We start from the raw sequence: 17,991 nt of genomic DNA, 5'->3' as shown, positions 1-17,991 counted from the left end.
GGTCAGAGCAGCAAAACGATTACTCGATGATCTTGGAGACGACGCCGGCGCCGACGGTGCGACCGCCTTCACGGATGGCGAAGCGCAAGCCTTCTTCCATCGCAATCGGGGCGATCAGCTTCACTTCCAGCCTGACGTTGTCGCCCGGCATCACCATCTCCACCCCTTCGGGCAGCTTGATCGCGCCGGTGACGTCGGTGGTACGGAAGTAGAACTGCGGCCGGTAGTTGCTGAAAAACGGCGTGTGACGCCCGCCCTCTTCCTTGGAGAGCACATACACTTCACACTCGAAGTGCGTGTGCGGCGTGATCGTCCCGGGCTTGGCAAGCACCTGACCGCGCTCGACGTCTTCGCGCTTGGTGCCGCGCAGCAGCACCCCGACGTTGTCACCCGCCTGACCCTGGTCGAGGAGCTTGCGGAACATCTCCACGCCAGTGACCGTGGTCTTCTGCGTCGGGCGCAGACCGACGATCTCGACTTCGTCGCCCACCTTGACGATGCCGCGCTCGACCCGGCCCGTGACCACCGTGCCACGACCGGAGATGGAGAACACGTCTTCGATCGGCAGCAGGAAGGGCTTGTCGATGGCGCGCTCGGGCGTGGGGATGTAGGTGTCGAGCGCCTCGGCGAGTTTCAGGATCGAGGGCTCGCCGATCTCGCTCTGGTCGCCTTCGAGCGCTTTCAGCGCCGAACCCTTGATCACCGGCACGTCATCGCCAGGGAAGTCGTACTTGGAGAGCAGCTCGCGCACTTCCATTTCCACGAGCTCGAGGAGCTCGGGATCGTCGACCATATCGCATTTGTTCATGTAGACGACGATGTAGGGCACCCCCACCTGGCGCGCCAGCAGGATGTGCTCGCGCGTCTGCGGCATCGGGCCGTCGGCGGCCGAGACCACCAAAATGGCACCGTCCATCTGCGCCGCGCCGGTGATCATGTTCTTGACGTAGTCGGCGTGGCCCGGGCAGTCGACGTGCGCGTAGTGGCGCGTCGGCGTCTCGTATTCGACGTGCGCGGTGTTGATCGTGATCCCGCGGGCCTTTTCTTCCGGCGCCGCGTCGATGTCGTCGTACTTCTTCGCCTCACCGCCGTAGTGCTTCGACAGCACCGTCGTCAGCGCCGCCGTCAGCGTCGTCTTCCCATGGTCCACGTGACCGATCGTGCCCACATTCACGTGCGGCTTGGTGCGCTCGAACTTCGCTTTTGCCATCGTATTTCCCCTTGCAAACGTGATAAAGAAAAACCGCTCACTTCCGGCTGTTGATCACCGCCTCGGCAACGGACTTGGGCGCTTCGGCGTAGTGCTTGAATTCCATCGAGTAGGTGGCACGCCCCTGGGTGAGCGAACGCAGCTGGGTGGCATAACCGAACATCTCGGCGAGCGGCACCTCGGCACGAATGGACTTGATGCCACCGGGAAGGTCGTCCATACCCTGGATGACGCCGCGGCGCCCGGAAAGATCGCCCATGACGTTGCCCATGAACTCTTCGGGGGTCTCGACTTCCACCGCCATGATGGGTTCGAGCAACACCGGATTGGCCTTCTTCATCCCTTCCTTGAAGGCGATGGAACCAGCCATCTTGAAGGCATTCTCGTTGGAGTCGACTTCGTGATACGAACCGTCGAAGAGAGTGACCTTGACATCGACCACGGGGAAGCCGGCGAGCACTCCGCTTTGCATCGCCTCTTGTATTCCCTTGTCGACGGCCGGGATGTATTCACGAGGAACGACCCCGCCCTTGATGGCGTCGATGAACTCGTAGCCCTTGCCCGGTTCGTTCGGCTCGACGCGCAGCCAGACGTGACCGTACTGACCACGGCCGCCCGTCTGCTTGACGAATTTTCCTTCCTGCTCGACTGACTTGCGGATGGTCTCGCGGTAGGCCACCTGCGGCGCACCGACGTTGCAATCGACGTTGAATTCGCGGCGCATGCGATCGACGATGATCTCGAGATGCAGCTCGCCCATGCCGGAGATGATGGTCTGACCGGATTCCTCGTCGGTACGCACGCGGAAGGACGGATCCTCCATCGCCAGGCGCTGCAGCGCCACGCCCATTTTCTCCTGGTCGCTCTTGGTCTTGGGCTCCACGGCGACGTGGATCACCGGCTCGGGGAAGACCATGGATTCGAGCTTGATCGGGGCGCTCGGATCACACAAAGTCTCGCCCGTGGTGACTTCCTTCAGACCCACGGCGGCAGCGATGTCGCCGGCGAGCACTTCCTTGATCTCGTTGCGTTCGTTGGCATGCATCTGCAGCAGACGCCCGATGCGCTCCTTCTTGTTCTTGTTGGCGTTGAGCACCGTGTCGCCAGAGTTGAGCGTACCGGAATAGACGCGCAGGAAGGTGAGCTGACCGACGAAGGGGTCGGTCATCAGCTTGAACGCCAAGGCGCAGAATTTCTCGTCGTCGGCCGCACGGCGCTCGACGACGTTGCCGTCGAAATCGGTTCCCTGAACCGGCGGGATGTCGACCGGAGAGGGCAGGAATTCGACGACCGCGTCGAGCATGCGCTGCACGCCCTTGTTCTTGAAGGCCGAGCCGCACAGCATGGGCTGGATCTCGGTGGCGATGGTGCGCAGCCGCAGCCCCTGGACGATCTTGGCCTCGGGCAGGTCGCCGTTTTCGAGGTACTCGTTCATGAGCTCCTCGCTCGCCTCGGCGGCAGCCTCGAGCATCTTCTCGCGCCACTCCTGCGCCTGATCCTTCAGTTCGGCGGGAATGTCGCGGTATTCGAATTTGGTGCCCTGGGAAGCCTCGTCCCAGACGATCGCTTTCATCTTGATGAGATCGACCACGCCGGCGAACGAATCCTCTGCCCCGATGGGGATGACGATCGGCACGGGGTTCGCCTTGAGGCGGGCGCGCATCTGCTCGTAGACCTTGAAGAAATTGGCCCCTTGGCGGTCCATCTTGTTGACGAAAGCCAGACGCGGCACCTTGTACTTGTTGGCCTGACGCCACACGGTCTCGGACTGGGGCTGCACGCCGCCCACGGCGCAGTAGACCATGCAGGCCCCGTCGAGCACGCGCATCGAGCGTTCGACTTCGATGGTGAAGTCGACGTGCCCCGGGGTGTCGATGATGTTGAAACGGTGTTCGGGGAACTGCATCTCCATGCCGCGCCAGAAACAGGTGGTGGCGGCGGAAGTGATGGTGATGCCCCGCTCCTGCTCCTGTTCCATCCAGTCCATGGTGGCGGCGCCTTCGTGCACCTCCCCGATCTTGTGGTTGACCCCGGTGTAGAACAGGATGCGTTCGGTGGTCGTGGTTTTACCGGCGTCGATGTGCGCCGAGATACCGATGTTACGGTAGCGTTCGATGGGTGTTTTGCGTGCCACGTCGTTTCCCGCCAAGAGTTCCAAAATATCGTTCGTCGAAAACGCAAAAGCGGGCCAGCCTCGATGGGGCCCGCCGCGCCATGGATTTGCGATCAATAACGGTAATGCGCAAAGGCCTTGTTCGCCTCGGCCATGCGGTGAACCTCGTCACGCTTCTTCATGGCGGCACCACGCCCTTCGGCGGCCTCCAGCAGTTCATTGGCCAGCCGCTGCGCCATGGACTTCTCGGAGCGTTTGCGCGCCGCATCACGCAGCCAACGCATCGACAAGGCGAGGCGCCGCGACGGCCGCACTTCCACCGGCACTTGATAATTGGCACCACCGACACGACGACTCTTGACTTCGACCACCGGCTTGACGTTTTCGATCGCCGCACTGAAAACCTGCAGAGGATCTTTCCCCCCCTTGGCGGCGATCGCCTCGAAGGCACCGTAGACGATACGTTCGGCCACGGACTTCTTGCCCGAGACCATGATCACGTTGATGAATTTGGAGACGTTCTGGTTGCCGAATTTCGGATCCGGCAGAATCTCACGCTTGGGAACTTCACGACGACGGGGCATTTCGACCTCTCGCGATTTCTAGATGACGTTTCGAACCGATCAGGCTTTCTTGGGACGCTTGGCACCGTACTTCGAACGGGCCTGTTTGCGGTCCTTGACGCCTTGAAGATCGAGCGAGCCGCGGACGATGTGGTAGCGCACCCCCGGCAGGTCTTTCACCCGGCCGCCACGGATCAGCACCACCGAGTGTTCTTGCAGGTTATGCCCTTCACCCCCAATGTAGGCGATGACCTCGTAGCCGTTGGTGAGTCGAACCTTGGCGACCTTACGCAAGGCCGAGTTGGGTTTTTTCGGCGTCGTGGTATAGACGCGGGTGCACACTCCACGCCGCTGCGGGCAGGATTCCAGCGCCGGAGCGGCGCTCTTCTCCCGGACGCGGGTACGCGGTTTGCGCACGAGCTGGTTGATCGTCGGCATAGTTTCTTTTCCTTCGTTGGCGATTCGGCGACCCGACTACGATTGGCCGGTTCGATAAACGCGCGATGTTATCTTGAAAAGGGGTGTGCGTCAAGCACACCCCATCGTTCTCATCCTTCGGCCTGACTCGAGGCGGCCCCGGTCGTGATCTGCGCCCAGGCGCTCTCGGCCGACTGCGCTTGGGTGCGCTGACGACGCGCCCGGTGATGCGCCAAGCCCGTACCCGCAGGAATGAGCCGACCGACGATGACGTTCTCTTTGAGCCCGCGCAGCTCGTCGCGCTTGCCCATGATCGCGGCTTCGGTGAGCACCCGCGTGGTTTCCTGGAAGGAGGCCGCCGAGATGAAGGAGTCGGTGGACAAAGACGCCTTGGTGATACCGAGCAGCACGTTCTCGAATCGCGCCGGGATCTTGCCCTCTTTCTCCAGACGAGCGTTTTCGATCAGCACGTCCGAGCGCTCGACCTGCTCCTCACGCAGGAAACGGCTGTCACCGGGATCGGTGATGACGACGCGACGCAGCATCTGCCGCACGATCACCTCGATGTGCTTGTCGTTGATCTTCACCCCCTGCAGGCGATAGACGTCCTGCACCTCGTCGATGACGTAGCGCGCGAGCGCCTCGACGCCTTGCAGACGCAGGATGTCGTGCGGATCGACCGGTCCATCGACGATCAGCTCACCCCGGTTGACGACCTGGCCATCGTGCACCAAGAGACGCTTTTCCTTCGGGATGAGAAACTCGTGGGTGGTGCCGTCCGGCTCGGTGAGGATGAGGCGCTGTTTGCCCTTGGTCTCTTTGCCGAACGAGACCGTGCCGGTGACTTCGGCGAGCATGCCGGCATCCTTGGGCGAACGGGCTTCGAAGAGCTCGGCCACGCGCGGCAGACCCCCGGTGATGTCCCGGGTCTTGGCCGATTCTTGAGGAATACGGGCGAGCACCTCGCCCACGCCGACATACTGCCCTTCACGCACCGTGATGATGGCGCCCACCGGGAAAGTGAGCATGAAGGGATGATCGGTCCCGGGAATGCGCACATCGTTGCCCGCCTCGTCCTGTAGGCGAATCTGCGGCCGTCCGATCTTGGCGCTCGATCCGCGCTGCTTGGCATCGATGACCACCAGGGTCGACAAACCGGTGACCTCGTCGACCTGCTTGGCGACCGTGATGCCTTCTTCGACGTTGTCGAACCGCACCGTGCCAGCGTATTCGCTGATGATCGGCCGGGTGTGCGGATCCCAAGCGGCGAGTTTGACCCCCGCCTTGACCACCTGGCCATCATCGATGTACAAGGTAGCGCCATAAGGTACCTTGTGGCGCTCGCGCTCACGGCCGGCATCGTCCAGGATCAGCACTTCGGCCGAGCGGGCGATGACGATCTTTTCTCCGCGCTCGTTGACCACGTAGCGCATGTTCGAGGAGAAACGCACCGTCCCGCCGGACTTGGCCTCCACTCCCGAGACCGCGGCCGCTCGTGAGGCGGCACCACCGACGTGGAAGGTCCGCATGGTGAGCTGGGTACCCGGCTCGCCGATCGACTGTGCGGCGATGACACCGATCGCCTCTCCGACGTTGACCAGACCACCACGCCCCAGATCGCGCCCGTAGCACTTGGCGCACACGCCGAAGTGCGTCTGACAGGTGAGCGGGCTACGCACCTTGACCTCGTCGATCCCTTTCTCGTCGATGAGAGCCACGAGTTTCTCGTCGAGCAGCGTACCCGCCTCGATGAGGGTGGCCTGCGTATCGGGATCGATGATGTCGTCGGCAGCCACACGCCCGAGGATACGGTCGCGCAGCGGCTCGATGACTTCACCGCCTTCGATGAGGGCCTTCATGGCAAAGCCTTCGTGGGTGCCGCAATCTTCTTCGGTGACGACCAGATCCTGGGTGACGTCGACCAGCCGCCGCGTGAGGTAACCGGAGTTGGCGGTTTTGAGTGCCGTGTCGGCCAGACCTTTACGCGCGCCGTGCGTCGAGATGAAGTACTGCAGGACGTTGAGCCCCTCGCGGAAATTGGTGGTGATGGGGGTTTCGATGATCGAGCCGTCGGGCTTGGCCATGAGGCCGCGCATGCCGGCGAGCTGACGGATCTGGGCAGCAGAGCCGCGCGCGCCGGAGTCGGCCATCATGTAGATGGAGTTGAAGGATTCCTGCTCGATCTCCTTGCCATCTTCGGTGACGATCTTCTCCTTGGCCAGTTGCTCCATCATCGCTTTGGCTACTTGATCGACCGCCGTACCCCAGATGTCGACCACTTTGTTGTAGCGCTCGGCCGCCGTCACCAGACCCGAAGCGTATTGTTGGGCGATTTCCTTGACCTCTTCCTCGGCCTTGCGGATGATCTCCTCTTTCTGCGGCGGAACGAGCATGTCCTTGATGGCAATGGAAATGCCGCCGCGGGTGGCGAGCTGATAGCCGGTAGTCATCAGCTTGTCGGCGAAGATCACCGTGGCCTTGAGCCCGCAATTGCGGTACGCATGGTTGATGAGCTTGGAGATGGTCTTTTTCTTGAGCGGCTGGTCGATGAGCTCGAACGGCAAGCCGGGGGGCAGAATCGAGGAGAGGATCGCCCGGCCGACGGTCGTCTCTCGCCGGGTGATGCGCTCGATCGGCTCACCGTCGGGGCCGAGGTCGTACTCCTTGATGCGCACGGTGATGCGAGCGTGCAGCGATACCACTCCCGTCTCGAAGGCACGCTTGACTTCGGCGACGTCGGCAAACATCATGCCGCTGCCCTTGGCCACGGCCGATTCGCGCGTGGCATAGTAAAGACCCAGCACGATGTCCTGCGAGGGGACGATGATGGGTTCACCGTTGGCAGGCGACAAGACGTTGTTCGAGGCGAGCATCAGGGTGCGCGCCTCGAGCTGGGCTTCGAGCGACAACGGCACGTGCACGGCCATCTGGTCGCCGTCGAAGTCGGCGTTGAACGCCGTACACACCAGCGGGTGCAGCTGGATCGCCTTGCCCTCGATCAACACCGGTTCGAAGGCCTGAATACCCAGGCGGTGCAGGGTCGGGGCGCGGTTGAGCAGCACCGGGTGCTCGTAGATCACCTCTTCGAGGATGTCCCAGACCACCGGCTCCTGGTTCTCCACCATCTTCTTGGCCTGCTTGATGGTGGTGGCATAGCCGAGTTTCTCCAGCCGGTTGAAGATGAAGGGCTTGAAGAGTTCGAGCGCCATGAGCTTGGGCAGGCCGCACTGGTGCAGCTTCAACTGCGGGCCGACGACGATGACCGAGCGGCCGGAGTAGTCGACGCGCTTACCGAGCAGGTTCTGACGGAAGCGCCCGCCCTTGCCCTTGATCATGTCGGCGAGCGATTTGAGCGGCCGTTTGTTGGGCCCGGTCATCACCTTGCCGCGACGACCGTTGTCCAGCAGCGAATCGACTGCCTCCTGCAGCATGCGCTTCTCGTTGCACACGATGATGTCGGGCGCCTTGAGCTCGAGCAGGCGCTTGAGGCGGTTGTTGCGGTTGATGACGCGGCGATAGAGGTCGTTGAGGTCCGAGGTGGCGAAGCGCCCGCCGTCGAGCGGCACGAGCGGGCGCAGGTCGGGCGGCAGCACCGGCAGCACCTCGAGGACCATCCATTCGGGGCGCATTCCGGTCTTGTTGAAGGCCTCCAACACTTTGAGCCGTTTGCTGAGCTTCTTGATCTTGGCATCCGACCCGGTGGTCTCGAGCTCGCCGCGCAGCTTCTCGATCTCGCGCTTGATGTCGAGCGTGCGCAGGAGTTCGCGGATGGCCTCGGCCCCCATCATGGCGACGAAATCGTCGCCGTATTCCTCGAAGGCGGCGTGGTACTGCTCTTCGGTCATGAGCTGGCCGCGGTTGAGCGGCGTGAGTCCCGGCTCGATGACGACATAGGCTTCGAAGTAGAGGACGCGCTCGATGTCGCGCAGCGTCATGTCGAGCACCAGGCCGAGGCGGCTCGGCAGGCTCTTCAGGAACCAAATGTGCGACACGGGCGAGGCCAGCTCGATGTGGCCCATGCGCTCGCGGCGCACGCGCGCCACGGTCACTTCGACGCCGCACTTCTCGCAGATCACGCCGCGGTACTTGAGCCGCTTGTACTTGCCGCACAGGCACTCGTAGTCCTTGATCGGGCCGAAGATCTTGGCGCAGAAAAGGCCGTCGCGCTCGGGCTTGAAGGTGCGGTAGTTGATGGTCTCGGGCTTCTTGACTTCGCCGTAGGACCACGAGCGAATCTTTTCCGGCGAGGCGAGCCGGATGGTGATCGCATCGAACTCGTTTTCCTGCGGCAGCGACTGTTTGAACAGGTCGGCGAGCAAGCTAGTGCTAGTCATGGATGAGTTCTCCTGGCGGGATCATTCCGCCTGATCAATAGCGTTCCAGATCGATGTCGAGCGCAAGCGAGCGGATTTCCTTCAACAGCACGTTGAAGGACTCGGGCATGCCGGCGATGATGCGGTGCTCTCCCTTGACGATGCTCTCGTAGACCTTGGTGCGGCCGACCACGTCGTCGGACTTGACAGTGAGCATCTCTTGCAGGGTGTAGGCCGCGCCGTAGGCCTCCAGTGCCCAGACTTCCATCTCGCCGAAGCGCTGGCCGCCGAACTGCGCCTTGCCGCCGAGCGGCTGCTGCGTCACCAGCGAGTACGGACCGGTGGAGCGCGCGTGCATCTTGTCGTCGACCAGGTGGTGCAACTTCAGCATGTGCTTGTAGCCCACCGTGACCGGACGCTCGAAAGGCTCGCCCGTCTGACCGTCGTAGAGCGTGACCTGTTCGGTCCCTTCGATGCCGGCGAGCCGGAAAATGGCGGCGATGTCCTCTTCCGTGGCCCCCTCGAAGACGGGCGAAGCGAAAGGCACGCCTTTTTCGAGGTTGCGCGCCATCTCGAGGAGTTCCTCGTCGGTGAGCTCGCCGAGCGCCTCGCGGTGTCCGCGTTCGTTGTAGATCCGTTCGAGGAATTCGCGCACTTCCTGCACCGCGGCCTGGCGACGCAGCATCTCACCGATGCGCTCGCCCAGCGCCCGTGCGGCGCGGCCGAGGTGGGTCTCGAGGATCTGGCCGATGTTCATGCGCGAGGGCACGCCCAAGGGGTTCAGGACGATGTCTACCGGGCGGCCGTCGGCCATGAAGGGCATGTCCTCCACCGGCACGATCTTGGAGACCACCCCCTTGTTACCGTGGCGGCCGGCCATCTTGTCACCGGGCTGCAGCCGCCGCTTGACGGCGAGATAGACCTTCACCATCTTGAGCACACCCGGGGGCAATTCGTCCCCTTGGGTGAGCTTGCGGCGCTTGTGCTCGAACGCTTCGTCGAAGGCCTTGCGCATCTTCTCGAGGCCGTCGCGCACGGCTTCGAGCTGCGCGGCGAGCGTCTCGTCCTCGACGCGGATGTCGAACCACTGATACGGTTCGAGGGAATCGAGATAGGCCTCGTCGATCACGCTGCCTTTGGCCAGACGCTTGGGACCGCCGTTGGCCTTCTGGCCGACGAGCAGACGGCGCACACGCTGGAAAGCGTCGCGCTCGAAGATGCGCATCTGGTCGTTGAGGTCCTTGCGATAGGCCCGTAGCTGGTCGTCGATGATGGACTGCGCCCGCTTGTCGCGCTCGATGCCCTCACGGGTGAAGACGAGCACGTCGATGACGGTGCCGCTCATGCCGGTGGGCACGCGCAGCGAGGAATCCTTCACGTCGGAGGCTTTCTCGCCGAAGATCGCCCGCAGCAGTTTTTCTTCCGGCGTGAGCTGGGCTTCGCCCTTGGGCGTGACCTTACCCACCAGCACGTCGCCCGCCTTGACTTCGGCGCCGATGTGGATGATGCCGGATTCGTCCAGACGCGTGAGCTGCGCTTCGCCCAAGGAGGCGATGTCGCGCGTGATCTCCTCGGGACCGAGCTTGGTGTCGCGCGCCACCACCGTGAGCTCCTCGATGTGGATCGAGGTGAAACGATCCTCGGCCACCACGCGCTCGGAGATGAGGATGGAATCCTCGAAGTTGTAGCCGTTCCACGGCATGAAGGCCACGAGCACGTTCTGCCCCAGGGCAAGCTCGCCGAGGTCGGTCGAGGCCCCGTCGGCGATGATGTCGCCGGCGGCAATCACATCACCCTTGCGCACGATGGGGCGCTGGCTGATGTTGGTGTTCTGGTTGGAGCGCGTGAACTTGGTGAGGTTGTAGATATCGACCCCGACTTCGCCCGGAGCGGTTTCGTCGTCGTGCACGCGCACGACGATGCGCTTGGCGTCGACGTAGTCGACCACCCCACCGCGGCGTGCGCGCACGACCGTGCCGGAGTCGGCTGCGGCGATGCGCTCCATGCCGGTACCCACCAGCGGTTTTTCGGGGCGCAGGCAGGGCACGGCCTGACGCTGCATGTTCGCGCCCATGAGCGCACGGTTGGCGTCGTCGTGTTCGAGGAAGGGAATGAGGGAGGCAGCCACCGAAACGATCTGCTGCGGCGCCACGTCCATCAACTGCACCTGCTCCGGCGGTACCATGACGAATTCGCCTTTCTGCCGGCAGGAGACGAGCGCGCCGGTGAGCCGGCCTTCGGCGTCGACTTCCGAGTTCGCCTGGGCGATGACATAGGAACCTTCCTCGATGGCCGACATATAGACCACCTCGTCGGTGACCCGGCCATCGACCACCTTGCGGTACGGCGTCTCGATGAAGCCGTACTTGTTGGTGCGGGCATAGACCGCCAACGAGTTGATGAGGCCGATGTTGGGGCCTTCAGGGGTCTCGATCGGGCACAGGCGTCCGTAGTGCGTCGGGTGCACGTCGCGCACTTCGAACCCGGCACGCTCGCGCGTCAAGCCACCAGGGCCGAGCGCCGAAACACGCCGCTTGTGCGTGATCTCGGAGAGCGGGTTCGTCTGGTCCATGAACTGGGAGAGCTGGCTCGAGCCGAAGAACTCCTTGATCGCCGCCGAGATCGGTTTGGCGTTGATGAGGTCGTGCGGCATGAGGTTTTCCGCTTCGGCCTGCACCAGACGCTCCTTGACGGCCCGCTCGACCCGGGCGAGCCCGGTACGGAACTGGTTCTCCGCGAGTTCCCCGACGCAGCGCACGCGACGGTTGCCCAAGTGGTCGATGTCGTCGACTTCACCATGGCCATTGCGCAGCTCGACGAGGAGCGCGATCACGGCGATGAGGTCTTCGTCGTCCAACGTCCCTTTGCCTTCGGCACCTTTCGGGCCGACGCGCTCGAAGAAACGCTTGATCCAGTCGGGCGAATTCGGGTCGAGCTGCTCGAGCGGCGGATAGGCGCGGCTGTTGAACTTCATGCGCCCCACCGCCGAGAGGTCGTAGCGATCGGGCGAATAGAAGAGACCCTGGAAGAGGTTTTCGACCGCTTCCTCGGTGGGCGGCTCGCCAGGACGCATCATGCGGTAGATCGCGACCTTGGCCGACCAGGCGTCGGTGGTATCGTCCAGCCTCAGGGTCTGCGAGATATAGGGGCCGCGGTCGAGGTCATTGACGAGCAGGGTCTGGAATCCCTTGAGCGAGGATTGACGCAGGCGCTCGACCACCTCTTCGGTGATCTCGTCGTTGGCGCGCGCGATGATCTCGCCGGTTTCGGGGTCGACCAGGTCACGGGCGACGATGCGCCCCAAGAGGAATTCGTCGTCGACCGCCACTTCCTCGATGCCCGCACGCTTGAGGTCGCGCACGTTCTTGGCATTGATGCGCTTGTCTTTGGCGATGATGACGTTGCCGTCGGCGTCGCGAATCTCGAAGCGGGCGATCTCACCACGCAGGCGCTCCGGCACGATCTTGTAGTAGAAACGCCCGTTCTCGATCCGGAAGTCTTCGAAATCATGGAAGGTCTCGAGGATCTGTTCGGTCGTCATGCCGATGGCGCGCAGCAGCACCGTGACCGGCATTTTGCGGCGACGGTCGATCCGGAAGTAGAGGCAATCCTTGGGATCGAACTCGAAGTCGATCCAAGAGCCACGATAGGGAATGATGCGCGCCGAGAAGAGTAGCTTGCCAGAAGAGTGGGTCTTGCCCTTGTCGTGCTCGAAGAAGACGCCGGGCGAGCGGTGCAGCTGCGAGACGATGACACGCTCGGTTCCGTTGATGATGAAAGAGCCGTTCTCGGTCATGAGCGGAATCTCGCCCATGAACACTTCCTGCTCCTTCACTTCCTTGACCGTCTCGTAATTGGTGGCCTTGTCGAGCAACACCAGGCGCACGCGCGCGCGCAAGGCGGCACAGTAAGTGAGCCCGCGCAGCTGGCATTCCTTGACGTCGAACACCGGTTCACCCAGAAAATACTGCACGAATTCGAGCCGGGCATTGCCGGTGACGCTGACGATGGGGAAGATGGAGTTGAAGGCTGCCTGCAGTCCTTTGTTCTCACGCTGCTCGGGCGGCACTCCGAGCTGGAGGAATTCGGCGTAGGAATCGACCTGGGTGGACAGCAAAAACGGCACATCCAAGACGGGCTTTTGCTTGGCAAAGCTCTTGCGGATGCGTTTCTTTTCGGTGTAAGAGTACGCCATGAGTGCTCCAGGCAATGTCAGACGTGGGGGAGGAAACAGGACTCAGCCCGCCGAAGACGGGCTCGGTGCTGCCTTCTCACGACACAAGCGCGAAAAGGCTGACGCCCTGTGGGCGCCAGCCTCCAGCACGGCTTCGGGGCGATTACTTGACCTCGACCTTGGCACCGGCGGCTTCGAGCTCTTTCTTGAGTTTCTCGGCTTCGTCCTTGGAAACGCCTTCCTTGACGGGCTTGGGCGCGCCGTCGACGAGGTCCTTGGCTTCCTTGAGGCCGAGGCCCGTGGCCGCACGCACGATCTTGATGACTTCGACTTTCTTCGCACCGGCTTCTTGCAGAATCACGTCGAATTCGGTCTTCTCTTCGGCAGCAGGCGCGGCAGCGGCCCCGCCGGCGGCAGGCGCTGCGGCCACGGCCACGGCCGCAGCGGCGGAGACGCCGAATTTCTCTTCCATCGCCTTGATGAGCTCGGAGAGTTCGAGCACCGACATGCTGGCGATCGCGTCAAGGATTTCTTCTTTCGTCAAAGCCATGATTCACTCCTGATGGGTTTGGCCTGAATGGCAAAAAGGGGTAATGAAGGGTCAAGCGGTCTCTTTCGCGTCGCGCACCGCGGCGAGCGTGCGCACGAACTTGCCGGGCACCTCGTTGAGCGTGCGCACGAACTTCGCGATCGGCGCCTGCAGCGTGCCAACCAAGGTCGCGAGCAGCTCTTCGCGGCTCGGCATGGACGCCAGGGCTTTCACTCCCGCCACGTCGAGCGGATAGTTGGGCATGGCGCCGCCCTTGATCACGAGCTTTTCGGCATCCTTCGCAAAGTCGTGCAACACCTTGGCACAGGCCACCGGATCTGGAGCGATGCAGTAGATCAGGGGGCCGACGAGGCGATCGGCCAGGCACTCGAAGGGAGTCCCGGCAATCGCCCGACGCACCAGGGTATTTTTCAGCACGCGCAGATAGACGCCCGATTGGCGGGCCCTCTTGCGCAGCTCGGTGATTTGCGCGACATCGAGACCACGGTACTCGGCAACGACGATCGCCCCCGCCCCGGCCACCTGGGCCGCGACTTCGGCGACTATCGCCTTTTTCTCGTCGAGATTGAGTCCCACGGTCTACTCCTACGGTTACTGCACCCCGTTTCCGGGGTGCGCCACGGCGACCTTCATCAGGAGCGGCTCCGGCGAACCGGAAGGTTCCTGCTTCGGGTGACGCCATCTACGCTGGGCGCATCGCAACGATGCGTTTGAGGCGAACCCCCAGCGGTCTTTGACAACCCGCCGCGACGGCATGCCATCGCGACGGCCCAAAGTTCTGTTTTATGCCTGCACGGCCGAGGCCGGATCGACCTTGATGCCCACGCCCATCGTGCTCGAGACCGCAACCTTGCGCAGATAGGAGCCTTTCGCCGCTGCCGGCTTGGCTTTCATCAGCGCGTCGATGAGCGCTTTGGCGTTTTGCTCGAGCGCCTCCACGGGGAAGGAGGCACGGCCGATCGGGGCGTGCACGATGCCGTTTTTATCGGTACGGAACTGCACCTGACCCGCTTTGGCGTTCTTCACCGCGGTGGCGACGTCGGGCGTGACCGTGCCGACTTTCGGGTTCGGCATAAGGCCACGGGGGCCGAGGATCTGACCGAGCTGGCCGACCACGCGCATGGCGTCGGGCGAGGCGATGCAGACGTCGAAATCGATCTTGCCCGCCTTGATCTGCTCGGCGAGGTCATCCATGCCGACCAGATCGGCTCCGGCAGCCTTGGCCTCTTCGGCCTTGGGTCCTTGAGCGAAAACGGCCACACGCACCGACTTGCCGGTTCCGGCGGGCAGCACCACGGCGCCCCGCACGACCTGGTCGGATTTGCGCGGATCGACGCCCAGGTTGACGGCGATGTCGATCGATTCGTCGAACTTGGCCAACGCCGTTTCCTTGGCGAGCGAGAGCGCCTCGCTCAAGGCATAAGCGCGGTTGCGATCGACCTTTTCCTTCAGGGCACGCATGCGTTTGCTGAGTTTGGCCATGTCACACCCCCTCCACGGTCACGCCCATGCTGCGCGCCGAACCAGCGATGGTACGCACGGCCGCATCCAGGTCCGCCGCAGTGAGATCGGGCATCTTGGTCTTGGCGATCTCCTCGAGCTGGGCTCGTGTGATGGTGCCCACCTTGTCGACGTGCGGCTTGGACGAGCCCTTCTGGACGCCGATGGCCTTCTTGATGAGAATGGTGGCCGGCGGCGTCTTCATCACGAAGGTGAACGACTTGTCCGAATAAGCGGTGATGATCACCGGGATCGGCAGGCCGGGCTCCATCCCCTGGGTCTTGGCATTGAAAGCCTTACAAAATTCCATGATGTTGAGACCGCGCTGGCCGAGCGCGGGGCCGATCGGGGGGCTGGGGTTGGCCTTGCCCGCCGGCACTTGCAACTTGATATAGCCGACGATTTTCTTCGCCATGAATGATGACTCCTAAATGTGAGTGCAAACGCCGCCCATTTGGGCGGCTCCTCGGGGTGCGGCAGTGCCGCGGTTTCTCAGGTCTTCTCGACTTGGGAAAATTCCAGTTGAACCGGGGTGGCGCGACCGAAGATGGTCACGGCCACGGTGAGGCGGCTGCGCTCGTAGTCGACCTCTTCCACCGTGCCCATGAAATCAGCGAACGGCCCTTCCTTGATCCGAACCACCTCGCCCGGCTCGAAGACGATGCGCGGACGCGGCTTCTCGCCGCCTTCCTGCATCTGCTGCAGGATCTTCTCGACGTCGCGCTCGGGAATGGGGGCCGGCTTGGTGGGCGTGCCGCCGATGAACCCGGACACCTTGGGCAAAGATTTGACCAGATGCCACGTGTCGTCGTTCATCTCCATCTCGACGAGCACGTATCCGGGATAGAATTTGCGCTCGGTCTCGGTCTTCTGCCCCGCACGCATTTCGATGACTTTCTCCACGGGCACGAGAATGCGACCGAAGAGGTCTTCCATGCCGGCACGTTTGATGCGCTCCTGCAGCGCCTTTTGCACCTGCTTCTCGTAGCCCGAATGGGCCTGTACGACATACCAGCGCTTGGCCATCACTTCCACCCAAGGATCAGGTCGTACAAACCCCACTCGAGGGTCTTGTCGACCAACCACAAGAAAATCGCCATCGCAGTCACGAAGGCGAAGACGATCAACGTCGACTGGATCGTCTCTTTGCGAGAGGGCCAAACGACTTTGCGCACCTCGGCCACGGTCCCGCGCGCAAACTCACGAAACTTCGCTCCCGCCTCGGTGGCAAACAACGAGATCCCGCCCGCAGCGAGAACGCCGACCACGACCAGTGCCCCCCTGGCCACGGACGGCAAATCGGCAAAAACATAAAAACCGGCGATGCCGGCAGCCAGCAGCACCAGTGCAGCGATAAATTTGAGGCGATCCATGGATACGACCGTCCGCTAATGAGAAATGGCAGGGGCAGAGGGAATCGAACCCCCAACCTTCGGTTTTGGAGACCGACGCTCTGCCAATTGAGCTATGCCCCTGCGACTGCCGGAAACGACTCCGGCAAAAAACCGGCTTACTCGATGATCTTGGAGACGACGCCGGCGCCGACGGTACGGCCGCCTTCACGGATGGCGAAGCGCAAGCCTTCTTCCATCGCGATCGGGGCGATCAGCTTCACTTCCAGCTTCACGTTGTCACCGGGCATCACCATCTCCACCCCTTCGGGCAGCTTGATGGCACCGGTGACGTCGGTGGTGCGGAAGTAGAACTGCGGCCGGTAGTTGCTGAAAAACGGCGTGTGACGCCCGCCTTCTTCCTTGGAGAGCACGTACACTTCACACTCGAAGTGCGTGTGCGGCGTGATCGTCCCGGGCTTGGCGAGCACTTGCCCGCGTTCGACGTCTTCGCGCTTGGTGCCGCGCAGCAGCACCCCGACGTTGTCGCCCGCTTGCCCTTGATCGAGGAGCTTGCGGAACATCTCCACGCCCGTGACCGTGGTCTTCTGCGTCGGACGCAGACCGACGATCTCGACTTCGTCGCCCACCTTGACGATGCCGCGCTCGACCCGGCCCGTGACCACCGTGCCACGACCGGAGATGGAGAACACGTCTTCGATCGGCAGCAGGAAGGGCTTGTCGATGGCGCGCTCGGGCGTGGGAATGTAGGTGTCGAGCGCTTCGGCGAGCTTGAGAATCGAGGGTTCGCCGATCTCGCTCTGGTCTCCTTCGAGCGCCTTGAGCGCGGAGCCCTTGATCACCGGCACTTCGTCACCGGGGAAGTCGTACTTGGAGAGCAGCTCGCGCACTTCCATCTCGACGAGCTCGAGCAGCTCGGGGTCGTCGACCATGTCGCACTTGTTCATGTAGACGACGATGTAGGGCACGCCCACTTGGCGCGCCAGCAGGATGTGCTCGCGCGTCTGCGGCATCGGACCGTCGGCGGCCGACACCACCAGAATGGCACCGTCCATCTGCGCCGCGCCCGTGATCATGTTCTTGACGTAGTCGGCGTGGCCCGGGCAGTCGACGTGCGCGTAGTGGCGCTTCTCCGTCTCGTATTCGACGTGCGCGGTGTTGATCGTGATCCCACGGGCCTTTTCTTCCGGCGCCGCGTCGATGTCGTCGTACTTCTTCGCCTCGCCGCCGTAGTACTTCGACAGCACCGTCGTCAGCGCCGCCGTCAGCGTCGTCTTCCCATGGTCCACGTGACCGATCGTGCCCACATTCACGTGCGGCTTGGTGCGCTCGAACTTCGCTTTTGCCATGAAAGACCCCTATTTTTCCGAGACCCGCTCTGAAGAAGAATGACTGGTTACGTACCGTTTCGTGGTGCCCATGACGTGGATCGAACACGTGACCTCTCCCTTACCAAGGGAGTGCTCTACCACTGAGCTACATGGGCGTGCGCAACGAGAGCGTACGTACGACCTAAGGCTCGACTGGAGCGGGTGAAGGGAATCGAACCCTCGTCTTAAGCTTGGAAGGCTTCTGCTCTACCATTGAGCTACACCCGCTCGATACCCAAAACCGCTGCCATGTTCGTTTGGAGGGGGTAGGATTCGAACCTACGAAGGCTGAGCCGGCAGATTTACAGTCTGCTCCCGTTGACCGCTTGGGTACCCCTCCGCGAGAATCGGCATTGTGAAGGATACCCGAGAAAAAGTCAACGCCTCACCAGGGCAATCGCATCAAACCAAGGGTCCTGTCTAAAAAAT

13 protein-coding genes and 4 tRNA genes are annotated in these 17,991 nt (G+C 62.6%); all 17 read right to left on the bottom strand.

Annotated elements, in window-relative coordinates; translation table 11 throughout:
- Window positions 1-19: 19 nt before the first annotated feature.
- Window positions 20-1,210, bottom strand: a complete 1,191-nt coding sequence (gene tuf, locus GV368_RS00085) for an elongation factor Tu (RefSeq protein ID WP_169114489.1) — start codon at window positions 1,208-1,210, stop codon at window positions 20-22.
- A 37-nt stretch (window positions 1,211-1,247) separates the two neighbouring features.
- Window positions 1,248-3,344, bottom strand: a complete 2,097-nt coding sequence (gene fusA / locus GV368_RS00080; protein ID WP_169114487.1) for an elongation factor G — start codon at window positions 3,342-3,344, stop codon at window positions 1,248-1,250.
- 92 nt (window positions 3,345-3,436) lie between these two features.
- Complete coding sequence (rpsG, locus tag GV368_RS00075; RefSeq protein ID WP_142803770.1) at window positions 3,437-3,907, bottom strand: 30S ribosomal protein S7; 471 nt, start codon at window positions 3,905-3,907, stop codon at window positions 3,437-3,439.
- 39 nt (window positions 3,908-3,946) lie between these two features.
- Window positions 3,947-4,324: a 30S ribosomal protein S12 gene (gene rpsL / locus GV368_RS00070; protein ID WP_142803771.1), complete on the bottom strand. Its 378-nt coding sequence runs from the start codon at window positions 4,322-4,324 to the stop codon at window positions 3,947-3,949.
- Between the two features lie 110 nt (window positions 4,325-4,434).
- The gene (rpoC, locus tag GV368_RS00065) at window positions 4,435-8,637 is read right to left on the bottom strand and encodes a DNA-directed RNA polymerase subunit beta' (RefSeq protein ID WP_169114485.1); all 4,203 of its coding nucleotides are present in this window, start codon (window positions 8,635-8,637) and stop codon (window positions 4,435-4,437) included.
- Between the two features lie 34 nt (window positions 8,638-8,671).
- The gene (gene rpoB, locus GV368_RS00060) at window positions 8,672-12,811 is read right to left on the bottom strand and encodes a DNA-directed RNA polymerase subunit beta (RefSeq protein ID WP_169114483.1); all 4,140 of its coding nucleotides are present in this window, start codon (window positions 12,809-12,811) and stop codon (window positions 8,672-8,674) included.
- Between the two features lie 142 nt (window positions 12,812-12,953).
- Complete coding sequence (gene rplL, locus GV368_RS00055; protein WP_142803774.1) at window positions 12,954-13,340, bottom strand: 50S ribosomal protein L7/L12; 387 nt, start codon at window positions 13,338-13,340, stop codon at window positions 12,954-12,956.
- 51 nt (window positions 13,341-13,391) lie between these two features.
- On the bottom strand, window positions 13,392-13,916 hold the full coding sequence (gene rplJ / locus GV368_RS00050) for a 50S ribosomal protein L10 (protein WP_142811798.1): 525 nt from the start codon (window positions 13,914-13,916) through the stop codon (window positions 13,392-13,394).
- A gap of 207 nt (window positions 13,917-14,123) precedes the next feature.
- On the bottom strand, window positions 14,124-14,822 hold the full coding sequence (gene rplA, locus GV368_RS00045; RefSeq protein WP_142803776.1) for a 50S ribosomal protein L1: 699 nt from the start codon (window positions 14,820-14,822) through the stop codon (window positions 14,124-14,126).
- 1 nt (window position 14,823) lies between these two features.
- Window positions 14,824-15,255, bottom strand: a complete 432-nt coding sequence (gene rplK / locus GV368_RS00040; RefSeq protein ID WP_142803777.1) for a 50S ribosomal protein L11 — start codon at window positions 15,253-15,255, stop codon at window positions 14,824-14,826.
- Between the two features lie 77 nt (window positions 15,256-15,332).
- The gene (nusG, locus tag GV368_RS00035) at window positions 15,333-15,866 is read right to left on the bottom strand and encodes a transcription termination/antitermination protein NusG (protein WP_142803778.1); all 534 of its coding nucleotides are present in this window, start codon (window positions 15,864-15,866) and stop codon (window positions 15,333-15,335) included.
- Window positions 15,866-16,213: a preprotein translocase subunit SecE gene (secE, locus tag GV368_RS00030; RefSeq protein WP_142803779.1), complete on the bottom strand. Its 348-nt coding sequence runs from the start codon at window positions 16,211-16,213 to the stop codon at window positions 15,866-15,868. Before secE ends, nusG begins: the two co-directional genes overlap by 1 nt.
- A 26-nt stretch (window positions 16,214-16,239) precedes the next feature.
- Window positions 16,240-16,315 (bottom strand) — tRNA-Trp (locus tag GV368_RS00025).
- Window positions 16,316-16,350: 35 nt separating this feature from the next.
- Window positions 16,351-17,541: an elongation factor Tu gene (tuf, locus tag GV368_RS00020; RefSeq protein ID WP_142803780.1), complete on the bottom strand. Its 1,191-nt coding sequence runs from the start codon at window positions 17,539-17,541 to the stop codon at window positions 16,351-16,353.
- A gap of 62 nt (window positions 17,542-17,603) precedes the next feature.
- Window positions 17,604-17,678 (bottom strand) — tRNA-Thr (locus GV368_RS00015).
- A gap of 38 nt (window positions 17,679-17,716) precedes the next feature.
- Window positions 17,717-17,790, bottom strand: a tRNA-Gly gene (locus GV368_RS00010).
- A 30-nt stretch (window positions 17,791-17,820) separates the two neighbouring features.
- Window positions 17,821-17,902: transfer RNA gene (locus GV368_RS00005), tRNA-Tyr, on the bottom strand.
- Window positions 17,903-17,991 lie beyond the last annotated feature (89 nt).

Origin of the sequence: Tepidiphilus baoligensis (genome assembly GCF_012911495.1) — a bacterium.
Taxonomy (GTDB): domain Bacteria; phylum Pseudomonadota; class Gammaproteobacteria; order Burkholderiales; family Rhodocyclaceae; genus Tepidiphilus; species Tepidiphilus olei.
The sequence above is the reverse complement of the archived record's forward strand: the minus strand, read 5'-3'. Positions and strand labels throughout refer to the sequence as shown.

What these genes read in the sequence shown, in the direction of transcription:
- tuf (WP_169114489.1), bottom strand. Translation starts at nt 1,210, where the DNA reads ATGGCAAAAGCGAAGTTCGAGCGCACCAAGCCGCACGTGAATGTGGGC.
- rpsG (WP_142803770.1), bottom strand. Translation starts at nt 3,907, where the DNA reads ATGCCCCGTCGTCGTGAAGTTCCCAAGCGTGAGATTCTGCCGGATCCG.
- rpsL (WP_142803771.1), bottom strand. Translation starts at nt 4,324, where the DNA reads ATGCCGACGATCAACCAGCTCGTGCGCAAACCGCGTACCCGCGTCCGG.
- rpoC (WP_169114485.1), bottom strand. Translation starts at nt 8,637, where the DNA reads ATGACTAGCACTAGCTTGCTCGCCGACCTGTTCAAACAGTCGCTGCCG.
- rpoB (WP_169114483.1), bottom strand. Translation starts at nt 12,811, where the DNA reads ATGGCGTACTCTTACACCGAAAAGAAACGCATCCGCAAGAGCTTTGCC.
- rplL (WP_142803774.1), bottom strand. Translation starts at nt 13,340, where the DNA reads ATGGCTTTGACGAAAGAAGAAATCCTTGACGCGATCGCCAGCATGTCG.
- rplA (WP_142803776.1), bottom strand. Translation starts at nt 14,822, where the DNA reads ATGGCCAAACTCAGCAAACGCATGCGTGCCCTGAAGGAAAAGGTCGAT.
- rplK (WP_142803777.1), bottom strand. Translation starts at nt 15,255, where the DNA reads ATGGCGAAGAAAATCGTCGGCTATATCAAGTTGCAAGTGCCGGCGGGC.
- nusG (WP_142803778.1), bottom strand. Translation starts at nt 15,866, where the DNA reads ATGGCCAAGCGCTGGTATGTCGTACAGGCCCATTCGGGCTACGAGAAG.
- secE (WP_142803779.1), bottom strand. Translation starts at nt 16,213, where the DNA reads ATGGATCGCCTCAAATTTATCGCTGCACTGGTGCTGCTGGCTGCCGGC.
- tuf (WP_142803780.1), bottom strand. Translation starts at nt 17,541, where the DNA reads ATGGCAAAAGCGAAGTTCGAGCGCACCAAGCCGCACGTGAATGTGGGC.